A 14,476-nucleotide genomic window follows, 5' to 3' on the forward strand; every position below is an offset into this window, starting at 1 on the left:
TTTGAGGTGAATATGAATTATTACGCAGTTAGAGTTGGGAGAAATCCTGGCATATATAAAACTTGGGACGAATGCAAAAAAGAGACCATGGGCTTTAAGGGAGCAAGCTTTAAAAAATTCTCTAGCTTAAAAGATGCAGAGGCCTTTATAAAGGAAGTTGAAGAAGAAAAAAAAGACCAGGCAGAAAAAGATGAACTCATAGTTTATGTTGACGGTTCTTATAGAAATTCTGATAAGAGTCATTCATATGGGGTATATATGTATAATAATGAGGAGGAATATTCCTTTTCCAAGAGATTTTTTAAGGATTCAGACATGAGAAATGTTTCTGGAGAAATAAAGGGCGCCATGTGTGCCATGGAATACGCAGAGTCTATTGGTAAGAGAAAAATTTATCTTCATTACGATTACGAAGGCATAAGGTCATGGGCTCTTGGCTTTTGGAAGACAAATAAAGAGGGAACCATAGCCTATAAAAAATTTTACGACGACATTAAGGATAGGCTTCAAGTGCAGTTTATAAAAGTTGAGGCACATACTGGCGTCAAGTACAACGAACTTGTAGACAAGCTTGCAAAGGAGGCAAAATGAGAAAATCTTGGGACGAATATTTTATGGAAATAACTGAAATGGTAGCAACGAGATCTACTTGCGATAGGGCCTTTGTGGGCTGCGTTTTAGTAAATTCTGACAACAGAATAATTTCAACAGGCTATAACGGATCAGTAACGGGAAACCCTCACTGCGACGAAGTAGGGCATACAATGCGCGATGGACACTGCATAGCAACTATCCACGCAGAAATGAATGCCCTCTTATACTGTGCAAAGGAAGGAATTTCTGTCAAGGGCGCCAAGGCTTATGTGACACATTTTCCATGTCTTAACTGCACAAAGGCACTTATACAAGCAGGAATCTGTGCCATTTATTATCACGAAGCCTATAGAGTTGACGATTATGCAATGGAGTTAATTGATAAGAATAAGATAATATTGAAACAAATTTAAAAGCGAATTTATACCTATTAAGTTACATTAATAGGTTTTTTTATTTAAAGGCTGGGTATCTAATATTTGTAATAAATTAATAATTAGGAGGTTAGAGATGAAGGGATTTATGGAAGAGTTTAAGGAATTTATTGCCAAGGGCAATGTCATGGACATGGCTGTTGGTGTCATCATAGGGGGAGCTTTTGGTAAAATCGTTTCAAGCCTTGTAGAAAATATTTTGATGCCACTTATTGGTATAATTCTTGGCGGAGTAAACTTCTCAGATTTAAGTGTAACTGTTGGCACAGCTGAAGTTAAATACGGTATATTTTTGCAATCTGTTTTTGACTTTTTGATAATAGCCTTTGTAATTTTTGTTATGATAAAACAAATTTCAAAGGTTACTGACAAATTCAAAAAGGAAGAAAAAGAAGTGGAGCCTACAGAAAAGGTATGTCCTTTCTGCAAGTCAACTATTGCCATTGATGCTACTAGATGTCCACACTGCACATCTGAACTTGGAAGTGTAAAATGAAAGAGTGGGCTTTAGTTCTTGAAGGTGGTGGAGCAAAGGGCGCTTACCAAGTTGGAGCCTACTTTGCCCTAATGGAAATGGGATTTAATTTTTCAAAAATTGTTGGTACAAGCATTGGCGCTTTTAACGGTGCCATGTTCTCTCAAGGTGACGCCTATGAGTGTTTTAAAGCTTGGAAAAGTTTAGATTTCTCTTCCTTTGACAATGAACTTAAAAATGCAGAAGAAGACGAGGACCTTTTGACGAAAATCGTCGATAAACTTAGAAGTCACGACATAAAAATTCCTGAACTTACAAGGTCTCCCTATCCACTTTTTAGACTTGTGGACCAATTTATTGACGAGGATAAGCTTAGAAATTCAGACATTGATTTTGGAATTTGCACAGTAAATGTGTCAGACTTAAAAGTTGAAAAACTTTTTAAAAAAGATATAGAGAAGGGACTTTTAAAGGATTATATCATTGCCTCATGCTATCTTCCCTTCTTTAAGTTAAAGCCACTTCACGGCAAATATTTTATAGACGGAGGCTTTGCATCACCAGCTCCCATGGAAATGATTGATGACGACATGGACATTGTCCTTGTGAGGCTTTCTGAGCTTCCTCTAAAAAATATTGAGCGTGCAAAATATGTTATTAAGCCCAATAAAAGACTGGGCTCATCTCTTGGCTTTGATACAGAAAAAGCTGATGAGCTAATAAAAAATGGATACTTTGACGCCTTTAGGGCAGTCAAGGGCTTAGTTGGCGATGACTATTATATTATGCCCATTGAGGAAGAGGAGAGTTTAAAGTACATTTATAAGATTTTAAAGGATAAAGTTGATGAAAGTGACAATAAGATTCTTAGAAATATATTTGAAGAGTATGCTCCAAAGATTGCAGGGGAATTAGAATTGCCAGAAACTTTTGGATACGACGAACTTCTCTACAAGCTTCTGGAAAATGAGGCAGAGAAAAAGAAAGTGGACAGATTTAAAATTTATACAGTAGATGAACTAATGAGGGAATTGGAAAATGGATTTTAATGCTGATTTTGACTTAATGAAAATTAAAGCTAAACTTCAGAAGAAAAGTCCCATGCCTGTAGATGTGAAAAATAGATTTGCTGTTATGATTCCTCTAATAAAGAGAAAGGGAGAAATTCACCTTTTGTTTGAGAAGAGAGCCTTAACTCTTAGAAATCAACCTGGAGAAATTTCCTTTCCAGGAGGTCGTATAGAAAAAAATGAGACTCCCTGGGATGCTGCTCTTAGAGAAACTTGCGAAGAACTTTTAATAGAAGAAAATGACCTAGAAATCTATTCAGAGGGCGATTTTTTGGTTAATCCCTATGCTGCAATTATCTACACCTTCATTGGAGAAATTAAAAAAGATTTTTTCGAAATCAGTCCATCAAAGGCAGAAGTGGAAAGTATTTTTACAGTTCCACTAAGGTTTTTTATGGAAACTGAGCCAAAGTCCTACACCATAAATTTAAAGGTCAATAGAAGCGAGGACTTCCCCTACCACTTGATCCCAAATGGTGAGAATTATAAGTTCAAAAGGGGAAAGGAAGAAGTTTTATTTTACGATTACAAGGGACAAATCATTTGGGGTTTTACTGCAAAAATGGCGAGAAGGTTTGTGGAAAGAATAAGCCTATAGACTCAATGAAATTTTGTACAAATAATGTTCAAGAGTTTTATAAAGCATAACAAAAGGAAAAAATTTTCTCATAAAAAAGGGAAAATTTAAGGATTTTTTATAAAAAAAGGATAAAAAAGTAAATTTCATTTGTAACACAAATGTAATATTTCTTTTTCAAGCTCTAAATTTCAAGCTTTAGCGCTTTTTTTATTTTTGTAAGAAAATATATACAAATAATATAAATTTACAAATGGCTAAATATTAGGAATCAGAACAAGAATTACAAATTAGTTACAAAAAATTGACAAATCAAGTTTTTTCTATTATACTTTTATGAGGTTAGAAGAAGTTACAAAATTGTAACAAAATTTACAACTTTGTAACGCAATATGGAGGTAATGTATTTGAATAGAAAAAACATTTTTAAAAATGCGAAATTTATTTTAATCGTCCTAGTTTTTGTGTCTGTACTTACAATGGGTTTTAGCACAGCTCTAGGAAATGATGTTGAATTAAATATTAATGGAAAGACAAAGACAGTTTTTACATATGAAAAGACTGTAGGCGACTTCTTGAAAAAAGAAGGCATCGTACTTAAAAATAAGGACCTTGTAAGTCCAAGTATTGATAAAGAAATTGAAAAGGATATGAAGATTACTATATCTTCTCCAAAGTCTTATCACATCAAGGATGGCAACAAGACTCTTATAGCTGAAGCAAGTGGCTACACAGTAGCTGATGTACTTGACAACTTAAATATCAAGTTAAACAAACTTGATAGAGTTTCTCTTCCTCTTGATGAAATTGCAAAAGAAGGAATGGAAGTTAAAATTGATAGAGTTGTTGTAGAAAATCTTGATAACAAAATTGAAATTCCCTTTGAAACAGAAAGTCGCGAAAATAATGACATGTTTGAAGGAGAAAAAAAGGTAATTACTAAGGGCGAAGTAGGACAAAAGACTGAAAGCCTAAAGAACACTTATGTAAATGGAGTTCTTGAAACAACTGAAGTTTTAAAAAGTGAAATCACAAAGGATCCAGTTAAAGAAGTAGTAGAAGTAGGAACTAAAAAAGGTACACAAGCTCCTAATGGGAAAAATGCAAAGAGAGTAATAGTAATGCAAGCTACTGCTTATGACCCAACAGCTGGTTCAAAAACTGCCATGGGAACTCGTGCAAGAGTTGGCGCAGTTGCAGTTGACCCTAGAGTAATTCCTCTTGGCTCAAAACTTTATATCGAATCAATGGACGGTTTCGCAAGTTATGGATATGCAACAGCAGAAGATACTGGCGGAGCAATTAAGGGCAACAGAATTGATTTATTTTACAATTCAAACGCTGAGGCTAATAGGTTTGGCAGAAGAAATGTAAAAGTATATGTACTTGACTAATTAAGGTCCTGGCAACAGGACTTTTTTTATTGCAAAAATTTTTATTTTTTTAAAAATTTGTTGGAGTTTTATAAAAAATTTGACAAAATTTTCAGCTAAATTAAAAATCTAAGAAATTATAAAATTAAAAAAAATAAAGCTGGACCATTTAAAAGAACTTTTATTTACTTTATAATATATATGAGGATGATTTTATGAAATTAAATGAACATGAACTCGTCGATAGATATATTTATTATTTGCAAAGATACATTCCCTATGACAAGCAAAAGGATGCTAGGGATGATTTTTTAGAAATTTTGAAAGATAGACTTCCCGAAATTTATAGGGAAGATGACATAAAAAAAGAATTAAATAAAATGGGTAATCCCTACGAATTTGCCAGTGCCTATACTGAAGGCGGAAACTTTCTTTTAAGTGGCAAAAATTATGAAATTTTTATCGCTTTTTTGAAGATGCTTTCTCTTTCAGCCCTAATTGGAATAATTTTATTTATTATTAATTACTTCACGAGGTTTATCAGTGCAAATTTATTTGACCTACTAAAGACTCTAGTCATTAGCATTTTTGTCTTGAGTCTACTGCCTTCATGGATTTGTGAAAAAATCAAGACTACAAAAATTTTAAAGGCACTTAGAGAGGATTGGGACATAGATAATCTTTACGAGAATAAGGATTTTAAAATTGAAAAGTATGAAGTTGCGCTACATCTAGTGACTTTTTCAATGTATTTTATGCTTCAGACTTATATAATCACTGCCAGCATAAATATTTCCATTGTCACTTACACCTTTATAATGTTTTTATTTTTTATAAATGTGCTTAGCGACAATTTAAAACTTTCAGAAAACACCCTTGTCTCTAAGGTAATGTATCTGGAATATTTTGTGGATATTTTTACAATAATTAGCTTTGTTTTCATGACTAATTATTTTATTCCAAAGGTATTTATCATAAAGATTTTAATTCTATGCAGCGGTCTAAATTTACTTTTAAATACTTACAATATTTCTAAAAGCAAAAATATTTTGCTATCGCGAAAAAAGAGAAAGAAAAATAAATACAAGAGAAGAAATAAAAAAGACAGAGAAAACTTTTAAAGTCTCCCTGTCTTTTTTTCGTTAAATAAATATTATGCTAGATTTTCCTTTAAATATTTAATAATGTCCAGTGATTCGTAAAGTGGCTTGTCGCCAATAAATAGACATGGCACTTGTTTTTTGCCACCCTTTTCAATTAAATATTCACGAGCTTCTTTGTCCTTGTCGATATTTTTTATTTCTACAGAGTCAATGCCCTTATCTTCCATAAAGGATTCAACTTTTTTACAAAATGGGCAAGTAGTTCCTACATAAAGTGTTAATTTTTCCATAATATCCCTCCAAAATAGATTTACCCAATTAATGGCAAAGAAAACAAGGGCAGTATTTAAAAAACAGCCATTTTTTGATATAATAACATAGATTCGAGGTGATATTGTGGGATTTTTTGACAGTCTCGATGGCAATGTAGATGAAATTATGGAAAATTTAAATTATTTGAAGAAAAAAATCGTTAGTGAGTCACAGGAAATTAAGAAGATGGCAAGGCTAAAGTACGAAATTTTGAATGAAGATAGAAAATTATCTGAACTTTTTGAAGCTCTTGGTCGCCATGAGTATAGTCTTTTAAAGGGCATTCAGTCAGATCTTGATGTTGATGAGACCTTAAGAGAAATTGAAAGGCACAGTGCAAGGATCTCTTCTCTAAAAATGGGTCTTGATACAAAGGATAGTTCTAGTCTTATTTTTACAAGTGATTCTAAAAAAGATTTGGATAAAAATTTAGGCGAAGATAACTTTTCTGGTCTTTTCATGGAAAAAGCTTCTGGAAAAGAAAATAATTTAAAGAAAGATGAAGGCTCCATAATTTTTATAGAAGAAGATGAAGATGAAAGTAAATAAAAATTTTATTGATATAGATGGAATAAAAACTGCATATATAAAGAGAGAGGGCGGCGAAAAAGTTGCTGTCATTCTCCACGGCTGGGGCGCATATATTGAATCAATTATGCCGATTTTTAATGCCATACCAGAATCCTATACAGTTTATGCCTATGATGGACCAGGCTTTGGCGACTCTGAAAACCCAAAAGAAGTCATGGGGACCTACGATTATTATGAATTTCTCTTAAAATTTTTGGATAAGTTTAATATAAAAAGGGCGACCTTTATCGGTCACTCCTTTGGTGGCAAGACATTAACTATTTTAGGTGCCAGAAATAAGGACTTAATAGACAAGCTTGTAATAATTGATGCATCGGGAGTTCTTCCCAAGAGAAAGCTTTCTTATTACACCAAGGTCTACTCCTTTAAGGCGGCAAAAAAATTATATATGCTTACTCATGGGGGTAATGAGAAAGCCTTGGAAAAGTTTTACAAAAATCACGGCTCTGACGATTATCAGGCAGCAGATGGAATTATGCGCAAGTGCTTTGTAAAAGTTGTAAATGAATCAACGAGAGAAGAGTTTAAAAATATTGAGGCAGAGACCCTTCTCATTTGGGGAGATAAGGACGAGGCAACGCCACTTTACATGGCAAAGATTTTTGAAGAAGAGATAAAAAATTCTGGACTTGTGGTCTTAGAAGATGCAGGTCACTATTCTTACCTAGACAAGTTTTCGCAATTTAGCGCAGTTATTAATTCATTTTTAGATTAGGAGATTTACATGGAATATTTTTTGGCGAGATTACCAATTTACTTAATAGATTTTGTAGTTATTTGCCTGGCACTATATTATTCCCTAATTAGGAGCAATTTTCCAATTCATATGCTTCAATTAGAGGGCTACGACAATGATGAATACAAAATATTTTTAAAAAACAACAAGGAAAAGATGAATAAGTTAGTCTATAAGCTTGAGAAAAATCAAAAGACTCCCATAGTTTGGACTGACAGGGCAAAGAGACTTTTAAATAAGCACAAAAGAGTAAATGACATTACTTTTATAATTATAGTAATTATTTCACTGGTCCTATTTGATATGACAAAGTCTTATGTCATTTCAGGTCTTGCGACAATCATCCTTTCCTTTTTGACATATTTTTTCCAATATAGACTTTTGATTTTGTCTAATAAGTGGGCAAAGCCTACTGAAGATAAAATAAATATGGGCTTTTATACTTCTGCCCAAGAAAAAATAAAAAAATTTAAAAAAGAAAAGGGCTTAAAGGTCCTTGGCATAACGGGTTCCTTTGGAAAGACTTCTGTAAAATTTATTTCTGACACAATTTTATCTGAGGGACTAAGGGTTAAGAACACACCATCTTCTTTTAACACACCTATGGGCCTTTCAAAGATTATAAATAACGAGCTTGAAAGTGACAGACAAGTTTTTATTGCAGAGCTTGGCGCCAAGCTGCCAGGAGAAATTCACGAAGTGGCACAGCTTGTCCAACCAGACATTGGCATAATAACAGCTATTGGACCAACTCACATGCACCTCTTTAAGACTATTGAAAACATTCAAAAGACTAAGTACGAGTTAATCGAGGACTTGCCTGAAGATGGAATTGCAATTTTTAACTACGACAACGACTATGTAAAGTCCCTTGCAGACAAGACTAAAAAGAAAACTTACAGGTACGGCACAAAGGATTTTGACAAGCTAGATGTCTACGCCCATGAAATAAAAGTAAATGAGGAAGGCTCCGAATTTACCCTACACATTAAAGATGTGGGAGAAATAAAATGCGAAACTAGGCTTCTTGGAGTCCACAATATTTCAAACCTACTTGCGGCGGCAACAGCAGCTCATGTCCTTGGACTTAGCCTAAAAGAAATTCAAAGGGGCATAAAAAAAGTTGAGCCAGTGGAACACAGGCTTTCACTTATACCATCAAGTAATGGCACAATAATAATTGATGATGCCTTTAATTCAAATCCAGTAGGCTTTAGGGCAGCTCTTGATGTACTAAGAGAGTTTAAGGACCACAGAAAAATTATTATTACACCAGGCATGGTTGAACTTGGCGACATGGAAGAAGAAGAAAATAGAAAAATAGGCGAAGTCATGGCAGATGTCATAGATTTTCCAATTTTAGTTGGAAAAAAGAGAACTATGCCAATTTACCAGGGCTTAAAAAATAAAAATTTTAATGAAGATAATATTTATAGAGTGTCTTCACTAGCAGAAGCTACTGAAGTTTTAGCAAAGATTTCCTTGCCGGGAGATGTCGTTCTCTTTGAAAATGACCTACCTGACAACTACAATGAGGAGTGAAAAAATGGAAAATATAGGAGTAATCTTCGGAGGCAGATCCGTTGAACACGAAGTTTCTGTTATAACAGGAATGCAAATTATTGAAAATATGGATAAGACTAAGTACAATCCTATTCCAATTTATATTACAAAGAGCGGCAAATTTCTATCTGGCGAAAGTTTAAAAAACTTTAAAGCCTACAAGAACCAGGACTTTCATGATGGAGTTGAAGTTTTCTTTAAGCCAATTTATGGCGACAGAAATCTTTACTGCGTGAAACACAATGACAAGAAATTATTTAAGGCAGAATATGATTCTGTAGAAGTTTACCAAAAAATTGACGCAATATTTTTTGCCCTTCATGGAACATTTGGCGAAGATGGATGTACTCAAGGACTTTTTGAACTTATGGGCATGCCTTACACTGGCTGTGGCGTAATGTCTGCTGCTGTGGGAATGGACAAGGTTGTAATGAGAAAAGTTTTTGAATCAGAAAATATTCCCATGACAAAATACAAGTATTTTTACAAAGATGAGCTCAAAAATTTACAAAATATTGTTGAAAAGTGCAAGGATTTGAAATATCCTCTATTTGTAAAGCCAGCAAATTTAGGTTCCTCTATTGGAATTTCAAGAGTGGAAAATGCTCTTGACCTTTCAAAGGCTCTTGAAGTTGCTGCCCATTACGACAGAAAATTAATCGTGGAAGAAGCAGTGGTAAACCCAAGAGAAATAAATGTGGCAGTCCTAGGTTATGAAGATGATTTAAAAGTTTCTGCAGCAGAAGAACCTCTTGGCTTTAAAGATCTTTTAAAGTATGAAGACAAGTATGTTTCTGGCTCAAAGGGAGCAAAATCTTCACAAAAGCATCAAAACAAAAAGCTTCCAGCTGAGCTCACACCAGAACTTGAAAAAGAAATTAAGGACCTTGCTAAGAAAAGTTTTAGGGCAATTGACGGAGCAGGCGTTGCAAGAATTGACTTTTTAGTTGACGGCGATGTGGCTTATGTAAATGAAATCAACACACTTCCAGGTTCCATTGCCTTTTACCTCTATGAAGTTGAGGGCTTAAAGATTAAGGATTTAATCACAAGATTAATTGAACTTGGTCATGAAAGATACAGCGAAAGGGCAGAAAACAGCTATTCCATCGATTCAAACTTATTTAATATGACAAGTTATGGAGCAAAGATTTAATGATTAGAGAAAAGATTTTAGAAATTATCGAAAAGACAACACCTAGGTCAAAAGAGGAACTCCTTAAATTATTTAAAATTAAAAATAAAGAGAAGAAGCAGTTTTTGAAAATAATTGAAGAACTAGAAAATGAGGGACTTATTTTTGAAGACAACAGAAAAAAATATAGATTTGTAGACAATGACAAATTCTTTTATGGAAAGCTTCAAACAAATGCCAAGGGTTTTGGATTTTTGATTACTGAAAATCTTGACGAAGACATTTATATATCAAAAAATAATTTAAACTTCGCACTAAATGGCGACCAGGTCATTGTGAGAAGATATAAAGATTCCTTTGGCGACAAGCCTGAGGGAAAGGTCCTTGCCATAGTAAAGAGGGTGAACACAAAATTTGTGGGCATCTTTCAAGACAAGAGAGACTTCGGTTTTGTAATCACTGACGAGAGCAAAATGGCAATGGACATCTACATTCCAAAGAAAAAAATTAATGGAGCAAGAAATGGTCAAAAGGTAGTCGTAAAAATCGAGAAGTGGCCAGAGGCAAATAAAAAACCAGAAGGACGCGTCCTAGAAATTTTAGGTTATCCTGATGATCCTCATGTGGACATAATGTCTGTGGCAGCAGGTCTTGACCTTCCCATGGAATTTAACAGGGCAGCCCTAGCTGAGGCAAAGAGCCTGCCACAAGAGGTTTCTGCTGATGATATAAAGGGAAGGCGGGACTTTAGAGAGTTACTTACTTTTACTATTGATGGGGCAGATTCAAAGGACTTTGACGATGCCGTTTCTCTTGAAATTTCTAAGAAGGGCAATTACCTTTTAGGCGTTCACATTGCCGATGTGGCTCACTATGTAGAAGAGTTTGGCGCCCTTGACGAGGAGGCTTTCAAGAGGGGCAACTCAGTCTATTTGTTAAACAAGGTAATACCAATGCTACCCTTTGAACTTTCCAATGGCATATGCTCCCTTAATGAGGGCGTAGATAGGCTTACCCTATCAGTTATGGCAGAGATAAATAAAGAGGGCGATGTGGTAAATTATGACATCTGTGAATCTGTTATAAATTCAAGTAAAAGGCTTGTCTATGAAAATGTGTCTGACTACTTGGAAAAGGGAATTCATCACGAATCTATAGTGGGGCTGGAAAAAACTTTAGACAAGATGTATGAACTCTCAAAAATTTTGCAAAAGAAGAGAGAAGAGGGCGGCGCCATTGACTTTGACATACCAGAAGTTGTAATTGAAGTTGACGATAAAGGTTGGCCACAAAATATTCACAAGAGAGATAGAAGGTCAGCCAACAAACTCATTGAAGACTTTATGCTTACAGCCAATGTCTGCGTGGCAAGGGAATATTTTTTCAAACACATTTCTTTCTTATATAGAATCCACGAAAGACCTAAGGAAGAAAAAATTTCTGAACTTAATACCTACCTAAGACCTCTTGGTTACATGATAAATTTCGATGAAAAAGTTCAGCCAAAAGATGTACAAAAGGTTCTTGAAAAGGCAAAGGGCTCTAAGGAAGAGATGTTTATCTCGACTATGACCCTTCGCTCCATGACAAAGGCAAGGTATTCTGAAATAAATGACATTCACTTTGGTCTAGCCTTTGATTATTATTCACATTTCACTTCTCCCATAAGAAGATATGCAGATTTGACAATTCACAGAATTATAAAGAAATACCTAAAGGGCAAACTTTCTGGCGGCGAAATAAAAAATTTAAAGACCATCTTGCCAGAAATTGCAGAGCAAGTATCAAGGACAGAAAAAATTGCTCAAGATGCAGAAAGACAAGTAGATGACATAAAAATGGCAGAATACATGTCAGAGCGCCTTGGAGAAAGATACAATGGTAGAGTCTCTAGCATTACAAGTTTTGGAATTTTTGTGGAACTAGACAACTTAATCGAAGGTCTTGTAAGCTACAGGTCCATGGATGGCTACTACGAATTTGACCTGGACCACTACAAGGCTGTGGACTATGATACAAAAAATGAATTTCACATAGGCGACCAAGTAGAGATTGAAGTTGTAAGTGTGGACTTAAATATGGGAAATATTGATTTTAAATTAGTAGGTGATGAAGATGAGTAAAGAAAAAGATAGTGCAATTGCAAATAACAAAAAGGCAAGCCATCTTTATTTTATCGAGGACACTTATGAAGCTGGCATAGAACTTTTTGGTACAGAAGTAAAGTCAATTAGAGCAGGGCAGGTTAACATAAAAGATTCCTACTGCGACATAAATAAGGGAGAAATTTTTGTCTATGGCATGCACATTTCTCCCTACGAGCAGGGAAATATATATAATGTTGACCCCATGAGGAAGAGAAAATTATTGATGCATAAAAATGAAATTTTCCGTTTGGAAAAAGTTAAGACCCAAGAAGGCTACACAATTATTCCCCTAAAGGTTTATCTATCTCGTGGAAAGGTAAAGGTCTTAATTGCCAAGGCAAAGGGTAAAAAACTTTGGGACAAGAGAGAGACTATGAAGAAAAAAGAAGTGGACAAAAAACTTCGCCAAGCTACAATGTATTAAAATTTTTAAAATATAAAATTATTCGAAGAACGCTCAGTCAAGGGCGTTTTTATTTTGTATTTAAAATCAAAGGAATTTTATTGACATAGCAAAACAATGATGATAAAATTCTATTTAGACAATAATCTAAATAGAAAGGGGTTTTAATTGTGAAAAAATTCTTAAAATTATTTTTGCTAGGAATGATATGTTTTGTATTGTCACAGCTATGCCTTCGATTACCTCTTTTGAAATTATTAAACAACAACTTATGGCTCAACAACTTTCAGAGTCTTTATCCATTATTATATGGATTTTTAATCACCCTGAGTGCTGGACTTTTTGAAGAGGGTGGAAGATTTATTTTTAAGGATAAGTTTTTAAAAGAAAGTAATAGCAAGTCAGATGCAATTATTTTTGGGTTAGGTCATGGACTTATAGAAGTAATATTTGTTCTTATTGTGAGTTCTAGCAGTCTAAACCTAATGACTAGGTCTGATATTTTTTTAGGATTATATGAAAGATTGTTAGCGGTGATTTTTCATATTGGTATGACTTTATTAATATGGCTTGGATTTAATAGAATGGAAAAATACAGATATTTAATTCTAGCGATTTTTTTACATGGTTTTTTTGATTATTTTATAGTTTTAAAGAATATTTTTGGATTTAGTAATTTGATTTTGTACGGAAGTTGGACTTTGCTTTGTATATTTATCTTAATTTTCATTTTTAAAATTAATTTAGGAGGGAATAGAAATGAAAAAATTTAAAATTTTAACTTTAACAGCTATTGTTTTACTTTTGGTTGCCTGCGGTTCTAAGACTAAAAAAATGTCAGATGAGGATTTTAATAAGTATCAAAAAAAATCTCAAGCTGCCATAAGTTTAGTCAATGAGAGAAAAACAGATGAATTTATTGATTTAACAGAGAAATCACTGGGATTTAAAAAAGAAATTTTGGAAGAAGCCTATAAAAATCTTGATGAAAATGGGAAATTTGTAGAATTCGGTGATGCTAAGGGGATCTATGAAGAGGATAAAAATTCAGGAACAATTTATTCTACTATCTTACAAAAGGTCAAGTATGAAAAGAAGGATGTCCTTTTTAGGGTAAGTTTTAATAAGGATGATAAAATAGTTGGAATATTTTTCAAGTAAATGTAATAAAATTAGTTAAAGAACGCTCAGTCAAGGGCGTTTTTTTAAATGTTAAAATAGTTAGATTTTGATATAATAGCATCAGGTGATATTATGTCTTTTATTGAAGTTAAAAATCTTTCCAAGGTCTACAACATTGGCGAGAGATCTGTAATGGCTAATGATAAATTAAATTTTGAAATAGAAAAAAATGAATTTGCAATAATTCTAGGCGCGTCTGGTGCTGGCAAGTCAACTTTTTTAAATATTCTTGGCGGCATGGACACTGCTTCTGGTGGCGAACTCTTAGTGGATGGCAAAAACATTGCCTCCTTTAGCGAGAAAGAACTGACAGATTACAGAAGGTATGACATGGGCTTTGTCTTTCAATTTTACAATCTCATACCAAACTTGACGGCTCTTGAAAATGTAGAGCTTGCCACACAAATTGTAAAAAAGGCAAAGGACCCAGTGGAGGTTTTAAAATCTGTAGGACTTGGCGAGAGAATGGACAACTTTCCATCACAATTATCTGGTGGAGAACAGCAGAGAGTTTCCATTGCTCGTGCAATTGCAAAGAATCCTAAGCTTCTCCTTTGCGATGAACCTACGGGAGCTCTTGACTATCACACAGGCAAGCAAATTTTAAAACTCTTGCAAGATTTAACTAGGACTACAGACACTACAGTAGTTTTAATTACCCACAATTCTGCAATAAAAAATTCTGCAGATAGATTAATTGAAATTTCTGATGCCAAAGTTAAGGATATTATTATAAATAAAAACCCAAGGGATATTATGGAAATAGAATGGTAGGTGCAGG

The 14,476-nt window shown here is 34.0% G+C and carries 17 protein-coding genes; 16 read left to right on the forward strand and 1 reads right to left on the reverse strand.

All coding sequences use genetic code 11. The features are described from left to right. The first annotated feature begins 12 nt into the window (after positions 1-12). The 7 genes from Q0U74_RS00610 to Q0U74_RS00640 all read left to right on the forward strand — a co-directional run bounded on the left by Q0U74_RS00610 (position 13) and on the right by Q0U74_RS00640 (position 5,644). Positions 13-591 carry a ribonuclease H family protein gene (locus tag Q0U74_RS00610; RefSeq protein ID WP_297391918.1) on the forward strand — a complete coding sequence of 193 codons (579 nt, stop codon included), beginning with the start codon at positions 13-15 and terminating at the stop codon, positions 589-591. Beyond that, positions 588-1,007 (forward strand): deaminase, encoded by a 420-nt coding sequence (locus Q0U74_RS00615; RefSeq protein WP_297391920.1) that lies wholly within the window; start codon positions 588-590, stop codon positions 1,005-1,007. Before Q0U74_RS00610 ends, Q0U74_RS00615 begins: the two co-directional genes overlap by 4 nt. A 97-nt stretch (positions 1,008-1,104) precedes the next feature. Continuing rightward, positions 1,105-1,524 (forward strand): large conductance mechanosensitive channel protein MscL, encoded by a 420-nt coding sequence (gene mscL / locus Q0U74_RS00620; RefSeq protein ID WP_297391922.1) that lies wholly within the window; start codon positions 1,105-1,107, stop codon positions 1,522-1,524. Then, on the forward strand, positions 1,521-2,552 hold the full coding sequence (locus Q0U74_RS00625; protein WP_297391924.1) for a patatin-like phospholipase family protein: 1,032 nt from the start codon (positions 1,521-1,523) through the stop codon (positions 2,550-2,552). The genes mscL and Q0U74_RS00625 overlap by 4 nt, the downstream gene beginning before the upstream one ends. Further along, positions 2,542-3,171: a CoA pyrophosphatase gene (locus tag Q0U74_RS00630; RefSeq protein WP_297391926.1), complete on the forward strand. Its 630-nt coding sequence runs from the start codon at positions 2,542-2,544 to the stop codon at positions 3,169-3,171. The genes Q0U74_RS00625 and Q0U74_RS00630 overlap by 11 nt, the downstream gene beginning before the upstream one ends. A 386-nt stretch (positions 3,172-3,557) precedes the next feature. After that, complete coding sequence (locus Q0U74_RS00635) at positions 3,558-4,544, forward strand: 3D domain-containing protein (RefSeq protein ID WP_297391928.1); 987 nt, start codon at positions 3,558-3,560, stop codon at positions 4,542-4,544. 194 nt (positions 4,545-4,738) lie between these two features. After that, a complete protein-coding gene (locus Q0U74_RS00640) occupies positions 4,739-5,644 on the forward strand; it encodes a hypothetical protein (RefSeq protein ID WP_297391930.1) in 906 nt (301 codons plus the stop codon). A 32-nt stretch (positions 5,645-5,676) separates the two neighbouring features. Here Q0U74_RS00640 and Q0U74_RS00645 read toward each other — a convergent pair whose 3' ends face one another. Continuing rightward, positions 5,677-5,916 (reverse strand): glutaredoxin, encoded by a 240-nt coding sequence (locus tag Q0U74_RS00645; RefSeq protein ID WP_297391932.1) that lies wholly within the window; start codon positions 5,914-5,916, stop codon positions 5,677-5,679. Positions 5,917-6,022: 106 nt separating this feature from the next. Between Q0U74_RS00645 and Q0U74_RS00650 the strand changes: the two genes are divergently transcribed. The 9 genes from Q0U74_RS00650 to Q0U74_RS00690 all read left to right on the forward strand — a co-directional run bounded on the left by Q0U74_RS00650 (position 6,023) and on the right by Q0U74_RS00690 (position 14,469). Then, a complete protein-coding gene (locus tag Q0U74_RS00650) occupies positions 6,023-6,487 on the forward strand; it encodes a hypothetical protein (RefSeq protein ID WP_297391933.1) in 465 nt (154 codons plus the stop codon). Next, complete coding sequence (locus Q0U74_RS00655) at positions 6,474-7,244, forward strand: alpha/beta fold hydrolase (RefSeq protein WP_297391936.1); 771 nt, start codon at positions 6,474-6,476, stop codon at positions 7,242-7,244. The genes Q0U74_RS00650 and Q0U74_RS00655 overlap by 14 nt, the downstream gene beginning before the upstream one ends. Positions 7,245-7,253: 9 nt before the next feature. Continuing rightward, positions 7,254-8,807, forward strand: coding sequence for a UDP-N-acetylmuramoyl-tripeptide--D-alanyl-D-alanine ligase (gene murF, locus Q0U74_RS00660; RefSeq protein WP_297391938.1), 1,554 nt, complete (start codon positions 7,254-7,256; stop codon positions 8,805-8,807). Between the two features lie 4 nt (positions 8,808-8,811). Next, positions 8,812-9,984, forward strand: coding sequence for a D-alanine--D-alanine ligase family protein (locus Q0U74_RS00665; RefSeq protein ID WP_297391940.1), 1,173 nt, complete (start codon positions 8,812-8,814; stop codon positions 9,982-9,984). Continuing rightward, entirely contained in the window at positions 9,984-12,086 is a 2,103-nt protein-coding gene (gene rnr, locus Q0U74_RS00670) for a ribonuclease R (protein WP_297391942.1), read from the forward strand. Before Q0U74_RS00665 ends, rnr begins: the two co-directional genes overlap by 1 nt. Then, entirely contained in the window at positions 12,079-12,534 is a 456-nt protein-coding gene (smpB, locus tag Q0U74_RS00675) for an SsrA-binding protein SmpB (protein WP_297391944.1), read from the forward strand. The genes rnr and smpB overlap by 8 nt, the downstream gene beginning before the upstream one ends. Positions 12,535-12,683: 149 nt before the next feature. Then, positions 12,684-13,286 (forward strand): YhfC family glutamic-type intramembrane protease, encoded by a 603-nt coding sequence (locus Q0U74_RS00680; protein ID WP_297391946.1) that lies wholly within the window; start codon positions 12,684-12,686, stop codon positions 13,284-13,286. After that, positions 13,273-13,674, forward strand: a complete 402-nt coding sequence (locus Q0U74_RS00685; protein ID WP_297391948.1) for a hypothetical protein — start codon at positions 13,273-13,275, stop codon at positions 13,672-13,674. The genes Q0U74_RS00680 and Q0U74_RS00685 overlap by 14 nt, the downstream gene beginning before the upstream one ends. A gap of 93 nt (positions 13,675-13,767) precedes the next feature. Further along, the gene (locus Q0U74_RS00690; protein WP_297391950.1) at positions 13,768-14,469 is read left to right on the forward strand and encodes an ABC transporter ATP-binding protein; all 702 of its coding nucleotides are present in this window, start codon (positions 13,768-13,770) and stop codon (positions 14,467-14,469) included. Positions 14,470-14,476 lie beyond the last annotated feature (7 nt).

The sequence above is a fragment of the uncultured Peptoniphilus sp. genome, from assembly GCF_946998875.1.
GTDB lineage: Bacteria > Bacillota > Clostridia > Tissierellales > Peptoniphilaceae > Peptoniphilus_A.

Coding starts and splice junctions, on each gene's coding strand:
- Q0U74_RS00655 (WP_297391936.1), top strand. CDS start 6,474: ATGAAAGTAAATAAAAATTTTATTGATATAGATGGAATAAAAACTGCA.
- Q0U74_RS00640 (WP_297391930.1), top strand. CDS start 4,739: ATGAAATTAAATGAACATGAACTCGTCGATAGATATATTTATTATTTG.
- Q0U74_RS00665 (WP_297391940.1), top strand. CDS start 8,812: ATGGAAAATATAGGAGTAATCTTCGGAGGCAGATCCGTTGAACACGAA.
- murF (WP_297391938.1), top strand. CDS start 7,254: ATGGAATATTTTTTGGCGAGATTACCAATTTACTTAATAGATTTTGTA.
- Q0U74_RS00615 (WP_297391920.1), top strand. CDS start 588: ATGAGAAAATCTTGGGACGAATATTTTATGGAAATAACTGAAATGGTA.
- Q0U74_RS00685 (WP_297391948.1), top strand. CDS start 13,273: ATGAAAAAATTTAAAATTTTAACTTTAACAGCTATTGTTTTACTTTTG.
- Q0U74_RS00690 (WP_297391950.1), top strand. CDS start 13,768: ATGTCTTTTATTGAAGTTAAAAATCTTTCCAAGGTCTACAACATTGGC.
- smpB (WP_297391944.1), top strand. CDS start 12,079: ATGAGTAAAGAAAAAGATAGTGCAATTGCAAATAACAAAAAGGCAAGC.
- Q0U74_RS00610 (WP_297391918.1), top strand. CDS start 13: ATGAATTATTACGCAGTTAGAGTTGGGAGAAATCCTGGCATATATAAA.
- Q0U74_RS00630 (WP_297391926.1), top strand. CDS start 2,542: ATGGATTTTAATGCTGATTTTGACTTAATGAAAATTAAAGCTAAACTT.
- Q0U74_RS00645 (WP_297391932.1), bottom strand. CDS start 5,916: ATGGAAAAATTAACACTTTATGTAGGAACTACTTGCCCATTTTGTAAA.
- Q0U74_RS00625 (WP_297391924.1), top strand. CDS start 1,521: ATGAAAGAGTGGGCTTTAGTTCTTGAAGGTGGTGGAGCAAAGGGCGCT.
- mscL (WP_297391922.1), top strand. CDS start 1,105: ATGAAGGGATTTATGGAAGAGTTTAAGGAATTTATTGCCAAGGGCAAT.
- rnr (WP_297391942.1), top strand. CDS start 9,984: ATGATTAGAGAAAAGATTTTAGAAATTATCGAAAAGACAACACCTAGG.